The organism is Pseudobutyrivibrio ruminis DSM 9787, from assembly GCF_900218035.1.
Taxonomy (GTDB): Bacteria; Bacillota; Clostridia; order Lachnospirales; family Lachnospiraceae; genus Pseudobutyrivibrio; species Pseudobutyrivibrio ruminis.
Window position 1 is genome coordinate 55334 of record NZ_OBMR01000011.1, and the last position, 15076, is coordinate 70409.

At 39.3% G+C, this 15076-nt stretch carries 16 protein-coding genes; all 16 read right to left on the reverse strand.

The genetic code is table 11. From position 1 onward, the window contains the following. Window positions 1-981 (reverse strand): flagellar motor switch protein FliM, encoded by a 981-nt coding sequence (gene fliM / locus CRN97_RS11445; protein ID WP_033153980.1) that lies wholly within the window; start codon window positions 979-981, stop codon window positions 1-3. A gap of 42 nt (window positions 982-1023) precedes the next feature. Continuing rightward, on the reverse strand, window positions 1024-1536 hold the full coding sequence (locus CRN97_RS11450) for an SPFH domain-containing protein (RefSeq protein WP_074790383.1): 513 nt from the start codon (window positions 1534-1536) through the stop codon (window positions 1024-1026). A gap of 11 nt (window positions 1537-1547) precedes the next feature. Further along, window positions 1548-2450 (reverse strand): OmpA/MotB family protein, encoded by a 903-nt coding sequence (locus CRN97_RS11455; protein ID WP_097076972.1) that lies wholly within the window; start codon window positions 2448-2450, stop codon window positions 1548-1550. Continuing rightward, window positions 2450-3247: a motility protein A gene (locus tag CRN97_RS11460; protein ID WP_044934124.1), complete on the reverse strand. Its 798-nt coding sequence runs from the start codon at window positions 3245-3247 to the stop codon at window positions 2450-2452. Before CRN97_RS11460 ends, CRN97_RS11455 begins: the two co-directional genes overlap by 1 nt. A gap of 244 nt (window positions 3248-3491) precedes the next feature. Next, window positions 3492-5138, reverse strand: a complete 1647-nt coding sequence (locus CRN97_RS11465) for a flagellar hook protein FlgE (RefSeq protein ID WP_097076973.1) — start codon at window positions 5136-5138, stop codon at window positions 3492-3494. A gap of 89 nt (window positions 5139-5227) precedes the next feature. After that, window positions 5228-5629 (reverse strand): TIGR02530 family flagellar biosynthesis protein, encoded by a 402-nt coding sequence (locus CRN97_RS11470; protein WP_074790374.1) that lies wholly within the window; start codon window positions 5627-5629, stop codon window positions 5228-5230. 15 nt (window positions 5630-5644) lie between these two features. After that, window positions 5645-6598 (reverse strand): flagellar hook assembly protein FlgD, encoded by a 954-nt coding sequence (locus CRN97_RS11475; protein WP_097076974.1) that lies wholly within the window; start codon window positions 6596-6598, stop codon window positions 5645-5647. Window positions 6599-6614: 16 nt separating this feature from the next. Next, a complete protein-coding gene (locus CRN97_RS11480) occupies window positions 6615-8060 on the reverse strand; it encodes a flagellar hook-length control protein FliK (RefSeq protein ID WP_097076975.1) in 1446 nt (481 codons plus the stop codon). A gap of 48 nt (window positions 8061-8108) precedes the next feature. After that, window positions 8109-8969, reverse strand: a complete 861-nt coding sequence (locus tag CRN97_RS11485) for a MotE family protein (RefSeq protein WP_097076976.1) — start codon at window positions 8967-8969, stop codon at window positions 8109-8111. 3 nt (window positions 8970-8972) lie between these two features. Then, window positions 8973-9428: a flagellar export protein FliJ gene (fliJ, locus tag CRN97_RS11490; protein ID WP_044934116.1), complete on the reverse strand. Its 456-nt coding sequence runs from the start codon at window positions 9426-9428 to the stop codon at window positions 8973-8975. A gap of 13 nt (window positions 9429-9441) precedes the next feature. Continuing rightward, window positions 9442-10752: a flagellar protein export ATPase FliI gene (gene fliI, locus CRN97_RS11495; RefSeq protein ID WP_305809632.1), complete on the reverse strand. Its 1311-nt coding sequence runs from the start codon at window positions 10750-10752 to the stop codon at window positions 9442-9444. A gap of 10 nt (window positions 10753-10762) precedes the next feature. Beyond that, window positions 10763-11650, reverse strand: coding sequence for a FliH/SctL family protein (locus CRN97_RS11500; protein ID WP_097076977.1), 888 nt, complete (start codon window positions 11648-11650; stop codon window positions 10763-10765). Then, window positions 11643-12650, reverse strand: coding sequence for a flagellar motor switch protein FliG (gene fliG / locus CRN97_RS11505; protein WP_033153970.1), 1008 nt, complete (start codon window positions 12648-12650; stop codon window positions 11643-11645). Before fliG ends, CRN97_RS11500 begins: the two co-directional genes overlap by 8 nt. A 3-nt stretch (window positions 12651-12653) precedes the next feature. Then, on the reverse strand, window positions 12654-14264 hold the full coding sequence (locus tag CRN97_RS11510) for a flagellar M-ring protein FliF C-terminal domain-containing protein (protein ID WP_097076978.1): 1611 nt from the start codon (window positions 14262-14264) through the stop codon (window positions 12654-12656). 26 nt (window positions 14265-14290) lie between these two features. Beyond that, window positions 14291-14593 carry a flagellar hook-basal body complex protein FliE gene (gene fliE, locus CRN97_RS11515; RefSeq protein ID WP_033153968.1) on the reverse strand — a complete coding sequence of 101 codons (303 nt, stop codon included), beginning with the start codon at window positions 14591-14593 and terminating at the stop codon, window positions 14291-14293. Between the two features lie 17 nt (window positions 14594-14610). Beyond that, window positions 14611-15066 (reverse strand): flagellar basal body rod protein FlgC, encoded by a 456-nt coding sequence (gene flgC, locus CRN97_RS11520; RefSeq protein WP_033153967.1) that lies wholly within the window; start codon window positions 15064-15066, stop codon window positions 14611-14613. Between the last annotated feature and the right edge of the window lie 10 nt (window positions 15067-15076).

Sequence of the window (15076 nt, forward strand, 5' to 3'; positions counted from 1 at the left end):
CTACTGTTCCTCCCTTATAATTTGTGTCACTCTAACCGCATAATCTTTGCCTGATGCTCCTGGAAGGGCTTGGAACTTCTTAATATCTCCCACGAAAACATCCAACTCATCGTCGACTTTTGTATCAAGTCTGACTATATCTCCAACCTGAAGCTGTGAAAAATCCGCAACGGTAATTGTGCTGTTGCCAAGAACTGCCTTTACGGGTATCTTAGCATGATTAATTAAAGCTTCCACAGCATCTGAATAGCTTTCACCTGTTTTCTCCTTCTGACTACTATACCAGAACTTTGTGTTCAATTTGTCCATAACTGGCTCTAATGTAATAAAAGGCAAACAAATATTCATAAGACCTTCTACATCGCCAATTTTAATATTGACTGTAACAATAGCAATCATCTCTGAAGGGGATATAATCTGAGCAAACTGTGAGTTTGTTTCAATTCGCTCAAGTCTTGGATGTACATCCAAAACGTTTTCCCATGGTTCCCTAAGCAAGTCTACGCATGATGTCATTACTCTCTCAATAATGAGAAGCTCTATTTCTGAAAAGTCTCTAATCTTATCAAGAGGTTCGCCCTCTCCGCCAAGCATTCTGTCTACCATGGCAAAGCCAAGATTAGAAGCCATTTCTACGATAATATTTCCCTCAAGGGGAGAAAAATCTACAATACCTAAAAGAACTGGATTTGATAGAGAGTTTGAAAACTCCATGTATGTAACAGCTTCCGAGTTCATAACCTCTACCTGTATATTCTTTCTGAGGAATATAGGCAAGTTTGTTGATAACAATCTGCCATAATGCTCAAAAATAATTTCCATTGTTCTAAGGTGTTCCTTAGAAAACTTAGAAGGTCTAGCAAAATCGTAGTTCTTTACAGGCTTTTCTTTATTGTTTTTAATCTCCTCGGCGTCAAGCTCACCGCTGGTTAACGCATTAAGCAGATTATCTATTTCGTTTTGTGAAAGAACGTCTCCCAAGCTTTCTCACCACCATTCGTCCCAATAATTTCTACTTACAGATTACTGTTTCTGATAAGTAGCACTAGAGAAGTTCACTCTAACGATAAATGAAGATTTGAATAGGGTCTGAAGCTCTTCAAGAATCTCTTCTTTGATTTCATCTTCATTATCTATCATTTCCTGAACTGTATGCTTTTTAATAACTGAGTTTATTTTATCACTAATGATATTGTCCTGAGCCGTTAAAGTTCCATCAGATGCATATGTAGCGTAATCTTCATTTGTGCTATCAAGTGATAATGATATACCAAGCACTGCATATCCATCAACAAGGTTGATTGTAAGTGTCTCACCACCATTAACAGGATAATCCACCATATCAGCCACATCAATACTAAGAGATCCAGCTGTATCTCCTGCTTGCAAATCCAAATCGATTGCAGAGCACACCTTTGTGATCAGCTCGTTGGCCTTTTGTGTCTCAGGAATAATAGTAATTGTAAGAACCGCTGTAAGAACAAGATTCACAACAACCAGTGCCAGTATAATTACTGTAATCAAATTCTTTTTCATGATTTGCCTTTCTACTCGGCTATATCTGACGAGTATGAATTATATATTTTGATTTCAACGCGTCTATTTCTAGCGCGTCCTTCTGCTGTACTATTGTCAGCAATAGGTACATACTCTCCTCGTCCAGCCGATTTAATGTAAGCTGGATTCAAATCTGTGACTTCTCTGATTCTATCTGCAACATAAAGTGCACGATACATTGAAAGCACATCATTGTTTTCATAAGTTCCAGATGACATTGGAACATTATCTGTATGACCTTCTATCTCGATGATATTGTTATCATACTGAGCAAGTATCTTTGAAAGATTATCTACAATAGTAAGGGCATCATCTGTAAGAACTGCCTTACCTGAATCAAACAGTAATGCACCATTAATGGTAATCATTACATAGTTTGCATTAAAATCTACTTCTACCTGGTCTTGAAGACCATATTCACTAAGCTGAGCCTCGATTTCTTCTGCGATTGATTCGCTTTCGCCTGCACCAGCTTGTTCAAGGGCTTCCTGAGCTTCCTCTACAGAAACTCCATTAGAACTAACATCCCCTTCATTTGTAGCGGAGCCGTCCTCTGATTGTTCTCCCTCGTTTTCATTTTCACTTGCGCCTTCTTTTTCATACTGTTCATCATCACCATCATGAACACTATTGAAATAGTCGTCAAACATCTCAAGCTGACTGATACCTGATGATATCATCTGGCCCTCACCAATCGAGGTACCGCCTTGAGAAAAAATACTAAAGCTAGACTGAATACTTGCAATAACTTCCTGGAACTTTTCTGTATCTGTACTAGACATAGAGAAAAGTAATACGAAGAAACATAGCAGCAAGTTCATCAAGTCTGAGAAGGTGGCCATCCAGGCAGGAGAACCAGCAGGAGCTTCCTCTTGCTTTTGCTTCTTTGCCATTAGCCCTCACCTCCTCCTTCGCCTTCGCCGATAGCACCACGAGATGCAGGTGGCAAGAAGGATTTAAGCTTTTCTTCTATTACACGTGGGTTTTCACCTGCCTGTATTGAAAGCAAGCCTTCCACAGTAATACTCTTTGTCATAACCTCGAGAGAATGATTAACACCAAGCTTTGTACCAACTGGGCCTGTAAGCCAGTTTGCAATTAGTGAACCGTACAAAGTTGTAAGCAACGCAACCGCCATGTTAGGACCGATTGTTGATGCATCCTCAAGGTTCTTTAACATGTTAACCAGACCAACCAGTGTACCAATCATTCCCCAGGCAGGTCCCATTTCACCCCATTTAGACCAGAAGTTAATAGTTACTTTATGTCTATCCTCCATACAGTCCAAATCAGTTTCAAGAATAGCACGAACCAATTCAGGATCAGTACCATCTACAACCAGATTGATTCCCTTTTTAAGGAATTCATCTTCTATTCCATTGGCAGCTTCTTCAAGTGCCAATATACCTTCTTTTCTGGAAATATTCGCAAGATTTATAATCTGAGATATGCTATCAGCTGGGCTACCAACCTTTGGTTCGTTGATAGCTAGTGTGATACCTTTAAGTCCTCCGATAAAGTCTGGCATTTTGTTACATGCCATACAAGAGGACAAAGAACCACCGATAGTAATAATAACTGATGGAACATCTATGAAGTTTGCCATGGCTGCGACACCACCAGAAGACACGATACCGAAGATAACCATTACGACACCGAGTACTAAACCAGCTAAAGAAGCTATATCCAAAGCAATCACCATCCTATAAAAAATTGAGTAAAAACTAGTAAAATGTATAGAAATACACGGTATACACTTTTGTGATTATTTTACTAGATTTGTAAATTATTGTCTACTTTTATCAGTAAAATCGTCTCATATTATTGTGTTTTTTCCATGTCCAAACCACAAAATATAGTTTCTTCACAGAATTTTTAGATTTTCAGCAAAAAAGCCAAGCCTTAACGACTTGGCTTTTAGAGACTATAAATTATTAACGCTTAAGATTAATAAGTTCCTCAAGCATTGTGTCTGATACTGTAATAATACGTGAGTTTGCCTGGAAACCACGCTGTGTAGTAATCATATCAGTAAACTCTGCAGACAAATCAACGTTAGACATTTCAAGCTGACCTGTGTTCATTGATGAACCATCTGCAGAAATATCTACACCGATTCCATCAAATTCACCAGAGTTAAGTGTTGTCTTATAGCAGTTATCTCCTATTTCTTCAAGACCTGATGCGTTAGCAAACTGAGCTACGGCGATTTGTCCTAAAAGAACTGTATTACCATTACTATAAGAGCCATAAATCTTACCATTATTGGCAACAGAAAGACCTGTCATAGTACCAAGCTTTTTACCAGCACCAAGTGAAGCATCTGTAACTGTACCTCTATTACCTACAGCAGTTGATGTGCCACCATTGTCGTACATTGTAAGAATTGAAAAATCAATTGTAATGTTAGACAATGCAGAATCCAATGTATTAGGGCCAAGCAATGATGTATTCATAGTAAGTTGTGTCTGATTATTCTGACCAGCAAATGTAAGATTACCTTCACTTGTATCGAATTGTAAATCGTAACTAATATTCTTAGTTGTAATAGATAAGCTTGTAGCACTTGCATGGGTTACATTGTCAATTTCAGCATCTGTTGGAAGTCCAGCTACAACTGATGACAATGGAATTGATGTTGTTCCATCGCTAAATCTAGCAGGTTCAGTTGCTGTAGGACCATAGTAAGTGTAAGGATATGTGTTTCCGCCGTCAGTGCTCAAAGCCAAAGCTCCACCTGAGGTTGAGAACATGTAGTCCGAACCATCAACTTTTGAATAAGTTAATGTACTTGTATTCTCCTCACCAAAGATATCTGCCTTACTTCCTCCATTGTTAATATAATTAGCAAGCAAATCATTATTATCTTTATCATAAAGATTTGTAAGTTCTACAGTATATGAGCCCTTCACTGGATCTGTAAGTTTGAAAGAAAACTTAGCTGTGTATGCATATCCAAGATTATCATAAAGTGTAAATGCACGAACATAGCCCGTTGAAGCACTAAACTGTGGGTCATTCTTATCGATAACACCTGTAAATGTAGCCTGTGTAGTAGCTTCCGGTGCACTTGTAAGGTTCTCTGGGGCCATAACTCTAAGTGGAGATACTGTATCCTTCATAATTACAGGAGATCCACTTGAAGTATCTGTCTGCCATCCCATTACAAGATAACCAGTAGTTGTCATAGCAAGGTTACCATTTCCATCGATATAGAAAGAACCGGCTCTAGTAAATACATTTTCTGTACCATTATTAACGATAAAGAAATTTGTTGTGTTTGTATCAGAAAGTCTGATATCGAGAGCATCACCAGTAGACTGAGCAGCACCTGATGAAGTAATAGAAATCTTTGTAGCTCCATTAGTAACACCAAGACCTATCTGCTTAGCATTTGTACCACCACGAGTTTCTGTGGCGCCTGATGCCTGTGAAGTTGTCTGATACATAATATCAGAAAAAGTGGTTGAAGATGATTTGAACGCAACTGTGTTTACGTTTGAGATGTTATTACCAATAACATCCATCTTTGTCTGGTGTGTCTTAAGACCAGCAACACCAGAGAAAAGTGATCTCATCATAATGAATGACCTCCTCAAAGCGTAATGCTATTGAGGTGACTGTTTGTTCCTTCTGTCAGTCGGGAACAATTAGCTTCCATAAGGTCCAGCTAAACTATAACAGCACCGTCAATATTTGTAAAAATGTTTTCGTCTGATTCAGTCTGATCCATAGCTGTTACTACGGTCTGATTAGGTACATTAACAATAAATGCTAAAGTATCTACTAATACCAACGAATCAGTAATTCCCTTTTCTGAGGCTTTCTGTACGCCTTCTTCTAATCTAAGGGATTGTTCTTCAGAAAGCTTGATATTTCTATCATCAAGTCTCTGAGCGGCGTGCTTTGAAAACTTTAATTCCGAAGCATTATCAAGCTTCTGTTTAAAAATATCCTCAAAGGATGCGCCATTAAAATTGCCCAAAGGTTTGGACTCTTGTGCTGGATTAAGGTAAGTTCCAGCTACCCGCTCAATGGAGGTGAAATTTGGATTAATATTTAAATTGTTCATTGTATCCCTCCTAAATTAAGCTTCTTCACCACTTACAACTTCTTCAATTGGAGATGTACCTGTGGTCTCTTCTGATTCTGTTGTACCTTCTGTGGTTGTAGTCTCTGCAACGATTGCACTAGCTGCATTTTCTTCAGCCTGAGTAGTTGTATCAGTAGTTGTATTTGTCTCTTCTGATGTCTGGCTGGAAGTACTGCTAGTCTCTGCTGTTGTTGAAGATTGATTTGCTGCAGCCTCTGCTGCCTTTGCTGCTTCTTCAGCCGCCTTTTTAATTGCCTCTTCTCTTTCTTTATCGGCAGCTTCCTTTGCAGCCTTAAGCTTATTAAACTGAGAAACTACGGCATTGTACTTTTCTAAGGCTTCCTTACCCACAAATGAAAGACTGTAGGCATCCATTGCGTTGTAATAACTTATAGCTAATCCTACTTTTTCTTCATCTTTAAGAGTAACCTCTTCTGCCTTTGGAAGTTGATTAATAGCATCTGTCAAAAGACTTGCCATGTATCTAGCTGAATAGTATTCTTCATCTACTACAGAATCAACTTTTGACATGTCATACAGGTTGCCATTAACAGAAACTTTCATGGCACCATCGTCGCCTTTTTTAATAAAATCAACCTTACCTTCGATAGTTTCGCCATCTACAGTAAGAGATACCACTTTACCTACCATGCTATTAGCTTGAAGGCTTTCCATACTAGATTGAACTGTTTGAAGAGTTTCAATCTGTGTAAATGAAGCCAGCTGTGTAATATATTGACTATTATCTGTTGGTTCCAACGGATCCTGATACTGCATTTCTGCTGTCAAAAGCTTTAAAAACATCTCCTGATTATACTCAGTACCTTTGTTTTTAGATGCCGTCTTCGAAGTAGAATTGGTAGTTTCAGTTTTAGTTGCCTCTGTGGAAGCAGTTGTCTTTTTGTACTGCCCATTTGTAAGAGCACCAACTAATAAATTTTCCGCCATTTATTTCCTCCTCCCGTTATGCTTGGAAATCTAATGTATTACCATTATCTTTCATCATCTGAGCTATAAGAATATCTTCTTCCGACATGAGCCCTGTCAAATCATCCATGCTGTTAAGATTAATTCTGCTGCTTCGTCTCTCCGACTGATTTGCCTGTTCATCACGTCTTTGCTCATTTCTAGCATCTTCTTCAAGATTCTTTTCAAACTCATGTGTTCCAACCGAAACCTCAATTGAAGTAACCTTAGTAGAACTATTCTGAGTCATCTCTACTCGAAGATTTGCCATTTGCGACTCTAGCGCCTGTTTTACTGCATCATTCTCAGTGAAAATTCTTGCAGTTATTTCATCACCCTTTTGAGTGACCTCCATGAAAATCTTTCCTAATCCCTCTGGGTTAAGAGTCATTTCCATTGTTGTAGATTCTGCCTCATTAAGAATTCTAGCCTGTTCAACTAACTGGTTAACAATTTCCTCAGATGAAACTGTCTGACCTGTAGGAAGTGATACCAACTGTTCTTCTGGTGAGAATTGAATCTCGATTCTTGGCTCTCCAAAAATCATTCCATCATTTCGAATAATTGGTTCCGAAGGCTTTGTAGTCTGTTTTAAAACTACGTTTTCTTGAGTTTTAGCATTAGGCTGTTCAAAAGATGAATCTTCTGAATCCGACTGCTTTGCATCAACATTTTCTTTTAATGTGATTTGCTGACTAGATTCAGTATTTTCTGATACTACGCTAGTACTTTCAGAGCTATCTTCAGGTTTAACAATAGTTGTTTCAACCTGGACTGCAACTGGCTCCTCTGGCATCTCTTCAGCAACCTCAAGAACCTCTTCAGGATTAACCTGGGTAAGGCTTTCATCCTTAGGCACATCCACATCAATCATTTCCTGTGAAGCATAAGAAATAACAATATCTTTTACCTCAACAAAGGAAATACCTGTTTCTTCAAATAGCTGATTTGTGAGTTCATTAACTACATCAAGAATACCTTTAAATTCATCGCTCATTACTAATGCGAAAGAATCATCCTCGCCTGTAAGTGTAGCTACAAGCTGAGCTAAATCCTGAGGATTTAATAAATCGATAACTGTAAGCCCCAAAGTTTCCATTGCTTTTTCAATGTCTTCTTCAGTAACGTCCAGCTCTTCCTCAATGACCGCCTTAACTTTGTCTGCCGCTTCATTTACCTTCTCAACAACTTCTTCATTTACTGTATCAGGCTTTTCTTCGGCTTTGATAACCTTTGGTTCCTTCGATACACTGAAGGATTTGTTGCTTACATCTGCTTGACTAGAATTATCCGCAGGTGCAGGTACATCACTAGGCTTGATGGCATTCTGCAATGTTTTGCCAAATCCAAATCCTGATTTTGGAAGCTCTGTTTTAGCATCCACAAGATCCACATTGACATTTCCCACTTGAACCAGCAAGTTAGAAACATTGCTACTTGTCATGTGTTGTCCTCCTTTCTTATATTCTCTTTTCAAATTGCAAATATAAGACTAAGGCTCCATCATCTTGGTTATAATAGCTGCATTTTCTTCGGACATAGCAGCTAAAATATCTGCCCTTGTACTAGCGTCCATAGCTGAGAGAATCTCGCATACAAGGTCAAAATCATCTGTCATAGTATCAAATATGGCAGCTGCGTCTTTGGCTTTCATGCTTGAATATGCCTTAACATAATCTTCGATTTCTTCATCCGTTTGGATTTGAGAAACCACCTGTTTATAGATAGCTTCAGCATTCTCAGGCTCTATAGACTCATAGTAAGTCTTATATTCATTTATATCGGGTGCATTATCCGAAAAAACAACCTCTTCATAAAATTTTTCTTTAGTTTCTTCGAATGCTGCCTCGTTAGCCTTGTATTCAGCAAGTTCTGCTGAAGCCGCCTCTAATTCTGCAATATAATCACTATTTTGTGTGCCTGTTTCCTTGAGTTCTTCGATTTCCACCTCAAGCTCTTTGATTCGATCTACAGCCTCTTCAACTGTAGTATAAGCTGCATATTCATCTTCTTCTGCTGGGATATATTCCTCAATACCAGGTAAGATTCGATTAACATATGGTACATCCTTTAAAACAGGAAATAGTACTGTCGAACCAAATCCACCAACGTCCATCTTTACAAGAAACGCAAAAATAACGAGCCAAATCAGAATAATCAACAGCACAACAAAGCCCATGATAAGTTTTCCGCCAATACCTAAGCTTTCCTCATCATCAGCTCCCTCTTCGCCGTTATTCTTAGCATCTTTTTTAGCCTGTTTCTCAGCTTTTTTTGCTTCTTTTTCAGCTTTCTTTGCAGCCTTTGGATCTTCTTCAGTAGTGTTTCCTACTTCTTCTGTTACATCTGCCATAACTTACTCTTCCTCTTTCTCTGCATTAAAATATGAATAACTAACCAACTCATCTGTTATCTTGCTTTCTTCATAATCAAGCTCATCCAGGAACTCCTCAAACGCATGCTCTCTAAGCTTTTCATGCATCTTTCGCTCCATCATAACTTCATTAAGCTTTTTTCTAGCAACTTCCATTGCTTTTTGTGCCTTTGAAAGCTCTATCATCTGATCACGAAGGGCAACCTTCATCGAAGAAATTGCATTTTTGCAGGTTTTGATTTTACTAATATCAATATCACCAATAGAAAGCTCTTTTAACTGTCTTTCATAGCCAGCCTGCTTTATCATCAACTCTCGCAGCTTTTGCTGCTCTTCGTTGAACCTGGCAGTAGCCATTCCAAAATTAGCTTTTTCTTGTTCTTCGATTTTCTGTTTTAGCTCAAGAATGTTTTGCATTCTATAAACAAACTTCGCCATAATTCACTCCTTATTAATCCTGGAATATAGCTGTCATTTGCTCAATAATATCATCATACTCAAATCTATCGTGTGTCTGCTGTAACAAGAATTCATTAACAGCATCAATCTTTTTAATAGCATAATCAATAGATTTGTTTGAACCATTTTTGTATGCACCAATATTTATCAAATCTTCTGCTTCCTGATAGGTAGCAAGAACATTTTTAAGCTTACCTGCCACAGCCTTATGCTCTGGTGTAGCTACAGCAGACATAACTCTGGAAATAGACTGCAGCACATCAATAGCAGGGTAATGATTCTTTTGAGCCAACTTTCTGTTAAGCATAATATGTCCATCCAAAATTGAACGGGCTGTATCAGTGATAGGTTCGTTGAAATCATCACCATCAACAAGTACGGTATAAAGACCTGTAATTGATCCAACGGCAGAATTGCCTGCTCTCTCCAAAAGACGAGGCATTTCCGAATATACTGAAGGTGGATATCCTCTTGTAACAGGAGGCTCACCTGATGCAAGGCCGATTTCTCTTTGTGCCATAGAAAAACGAGTCAGTGAATCCATCATAAGAAGGACGTCTTTTCCCTGGTCTCTAAAGTATTCAGCAATAGCTGTAGCTGTCAATGCAGCCTTCTTTCTGATTAGGGCTGGCTTATCAGAGGTAGCACAAACTACTACAGAACGTGCCATACCTTCTGGGCCCAAATCATTTTCTACGAATTCTCTAACCTCTCGTCCACGCTCTCCAATAAGAGCAATAACATTTATTTCAGCCTTTGTATTTCTAGCGAACATACCCATAAGTGTAGATTTACCAACACCTGAGCCTGCAAAAATACCAATTCTCTGCCCCTTACCTACAGTAATCAAACCATCAACGGCCTTTACTCCCAAAGATAAAGGCTCCTTTATGATTACACGAGACATTGGATCTGGTGGATCAGCTTCTGCAGGATAATTAACCATGTTGTCAAACTGAGTTAAATCATCCACATCCGATGGCACTCCAAGTCCATCAACCAAATGGCCTAATAACTCATTTCCAACAGCAACCTCCAGAGGATGCCCAGTATTTTCAACCATACATCCTACGCCGATTCCCTCTACATTCTCATAAGGCATCAAAAGCAGACGTTTATCTTTAAAACCGACAACCTCTGCTTTTATTCTTTCCTCGGAACCTTCTACAATGATTTCACATAAATCACGTAGCTTGGCCTCAGGTCCAACTGATTCAATTGTAAGTCCAACTACTTTAACCACCTTGCCGAGAGATTTAAAATAATCCTTTTCAACAAGCTGCATTAGTGAATTTTGGTCCAAATCATTCTCCTTAGTTCAAGGCTTTTATCTCTCTAATAAGATTGTCCAGTTCAGTATCAATACTGCAATCAAATATTCCACCGTCAGTTTCGATAATGCACTGGTCATCATTCAAAAGGGGATCTGCAATAATATCAAGTCCTACCTCAGCTCCTACCTTTCCTTGAATCTCATCTTTTTTGCTCTTTATATATTCTGCATTTGCATCGCTGACCTTGATTTGCATCTGGCCAGTACGCTCAATTTTCATAATACAATGATCTAAAAGATGATATATTACATCCTTTCGACCTGATAACTCTGCAGCAAACACATGCTCAAATACAGGAAGGCACATTTCTACGATTTCTCGCTCCATTTGAAGCTGACGCTCCATATACTCATTTTGGACACGCTCAACCTCTGCTCTCATTTGAACTTGAGCATCCTGAAGCTCCAACGCTGCTCTTTGAGTACCTTCGTTGTATCCTTCCTTTTCTCCATCCTGACGTGCAAGATTTTTCATAGCATCAGCATTAAGCTGAGCTGCATTGAGAATCTCCTGAGCCTGAGCATTTGCATCATCAATAATAGCCTGCGCTTGATTTCTGGCGTCTTCTAAAAGCTCTTCTACCTGAGCAGATACATCCGGCTCATCCTTTTGCATGATAGTATCGGCTAAGCCTAAGAACTCATCAGCATCCATTCCATCAGGAATTTCCTCGCCAGCTTCACGCATAGCTGCTAAACGACGCTCTCGCTCTTCTTCGAGAAGCTTCGCTTTATATTCTCTTTCTTGTTTAAGAATCAGCTGCTTAGCTAATTCATTTGAGTCAATTACAAGCTGCTCAGCTTCGCCTTCCTCATCTGGAAGATTTGGTGCAACCTGGAAGCCGTAAATGACATTATTACTAGACAACAAGCTCGTCTCCTCCACCTCTTGAAATTACAATCTCTGCGGAATCCTCCAGCTTTCTGATTATACCTACAATCTTCTGCTGTGCTTCCTCTACATCTTTCATACGTACAGGGCCCATGAATTCCATATCTTCCTTGATCATTGCAGCAAGACGAGAAGAAAGGTTCTTAAATATAGCCGCCTGAACCTCATCATTTGCTCCCTTAAGAGCCACACCAAGATCAGAGTTATCAACATCTCTAAGAACACGCTGAATAGCTCTATCATCAAGAAGCAAGATATCCTCGAATACGAACATCTTCTTTCTAATTTCTTCAGCAAGCTCTGGCTCTTCGATTTCCAGAGACTCCATGATACGCTTTTCTGTACCACGGTCCACTGTATTCAAAATGTTTACTACCGCATCTACACCGCCGGCGATAGTGTAATCCTGATTGATAAGTGAAGAAAGCTTTCTTTCAAGCACTCGCTCAACCTCTTTAATAACTTCAGGACTGGTTCTATCCATCATAGCAATACGCTTTGCAACATCAGCCTGCTTTTCTGGAGGCAAAGCTCCGATAATAAGAGATGCCTGACCAGCAGACAGATATGACAAAATCATAGCTATTGTCTGTGGATGTTCGTCCTGTATGAAGTTCAACACCTGAGAAGGCTCGGTCTTTCGAATGAACTCGAATGGTCGAACCTGCAAAGATGCAGTAAGCTTTGTGATAACGTCCTGAGCTCTGTCGTCGCCAAGAGCCTTTTCCAAAAGCTCTTTTGCGTAGCCAATACCACCTTCTGCGATATATTGCTGTGCAAGACAAACCTGATAGAACTCTTCTATAACTTCTTCCTTCAAGGCAGGAGAAATGCTCCTAGTATTAGCAATCTCAAGTGTTAATTCTTCGATTTCCTCTTCCTTGAGATGTTTAAATATCTGAGCAGACTTCTCCGGACCAAGAGCGATGAGAAGTATAGCCGCTTTTTGTACGCCATTTAAATCTTCAGTAGCCATAGCTTATCCCCAATCCTCGTTTAGCCAATTTCTCAAAAGCTGTGCTACAGCCTCTGGTTTTTCGTCTACGAATTTTTCTATTAATATTCGAGCTTCGGACTTCTCTGTATAACCGATATCCTCAAGCTCTTCTTCCTCTTCCTGTGTAGAAGCAATCAAATCATCAATTGTAAGCTCCTGCTCCACAGGCTCCTCTTCTTCTGTACGAATGCTTCTGAATACAACGAAGCCAAGCATTAAGAAGATAAGTGCTGCAAGTACAATCTGAAGGATATCTGTAAGACCAATTCCTGAACCCTCAGAATACTGGAACATTGGAATCTCGTAAGCTACGATTTTAACGCTTGATGCTGGAAATCCTGTGGCCTGTGCAACTACTTCCACAATATCATCTGTAACTTCAAGCTGAACTGGATCAGAATTTTCTTTGACAAATTCGTCAAATGTCTGTCCCAATTCCTCGAGAGTACCGTCGTCTTCCATCTTGTCCTGATTGTAGATTGCATATGTTTTACAGGTAACAGAAATTGAAGAATTTTCAAGCTCTCTCTTACCCATTTCATCTGTGTGATTTGTGATGGTTTCATCTGGAAGATAATCCTTGTAAAACTCTTCCGTTGTGCTTTCCGACTGACTACCATCCTCTATAACGTATGTAGTGTCATCGTCATTTGAATCTGTACCAGGCACGCCACCAGCACCTGAAGTGTTAGTTGAGTTAGAACCAGATTCACTATCTAAATAGCCTTCTGTACGACCTTCATCTACAGAATAATCGTAAGTAACATAACTGTTTTCATCGAAATTCATTGAAAGATTAACGCCTACAGAAATATCATCATAAAGGTTTGTACCTTCCAAAACAGTATGCACTCTATCTACGATTTCACTACTAGCTCTCTCTCGAACATCCTGATTTGCGCTAGCATTTCCTGCAGCTGAAACTGCATCACCACCGGAGAATAAAACATTACCATTTGTATCCATGATAAAGATATTCTCTGTATCATCATTTCCAAGATTGACAGCAAGAGCTCTAGCTAAGCCAGCAGCTGTATCTCCTGAAATCTGTGAATTTAAATCAAGTGTAACATTGGCGTAGGAATCTGCTTCTCTAGCAAGAATTGTTCCATCCTGCTCAGGAATAGTAAGAATAACTGTTGCAGAATTAACAGCAGTCTGAGACTCCAACATTTCCTCAAACTGATTTTCAAGATAAAGCTTATATTTCTTTTGTTTGTCAGCCTCGGTTGTAGAAAAGCTTCCGTCTACAACATCATTGATAGAGTATCCTGAACTAGGAATGTCATTAGATCCAAGTAAAACATTGGCATTAGCTTTATCCTTGTCCTCAATATAGAAAGTAAAGCCATCCTCACTTGTCTCGTATGCGATTCCTTCGTCGTCAAGGAGCTGCTTAACCGCTGCTGCCTGCACTCCGTCCTCACACTGGATTAACTGAACCATAGTAGGACGAGAAATAATCACTCCTAATATTATAAATGACACAATAACAACAGCAGTAATTGATACAATCAACACTTGCTGTCTTCTAGTAAACTTTCTCCACCATTCAAGTATTCGATTAATGATAGCTTGAATTTGTTCTGGCATATTTTTCTCCCTTTAATAATACCTAATTAGACTTGCATCTGCATAATCTGCTGATAAGCCTCAAGCACTCTATCACGAACTGCTACAGTATACTGTAATGCAATGTTTGCCTTCTGCTCTGCAATCATCAAATCATGAGTGTTGTCTGTCTCACCAAGCTGAAACGCAACTTCTTCTTTATGAGCCTGTTGAATCTGTGAGTTTGTATCCTCTAATAAGCTCATAACAGAATTAAGCATGCTTTGAAATCCTGTATCTGCGTTTACTTTTGTTTCGCTTGATGTAACTGGCGTTGCGCCATATAAACTCTGAATAGAACTAACGTCCATTTAATTCTCCTTTAATATCATCCCTGTCCAATTGAAATACCGCTTGTCGCCATTGACTTAATAGCCTGGAATGCAGTGGTATTTGCTTCGTATGCACGGCTGGCATCGATAAGGTTAGTCATCTCTGTAACAGTGTTTACATTTGGATAGCGAACGTATCCATTTTCATCAGCATCTGGATGAGATGGATCGTACTCCATGATGTAGTCTGTCTCTGTATCCTCAGATACCTTCGAAACCTTTACACCATTTCCATTGTATGCAGCTGTACTCTCTTTGAGAATATTTCTAAAAGAAGGAGTGCCTGCCTTTAACTGCTTTTCCTGAAATGTAACTATTTTACGTGTGTAAGGGCCGCCATTCTCTGTACGAGTGGTGTTGACATTTGCAATATTTTCAGCGATAACATCCATTCTGAAACGCTGTGCTGTCATACCTGATGCAGCAATGTCAAAAGGTTGAAATAATCCCATAGCCTTTCCT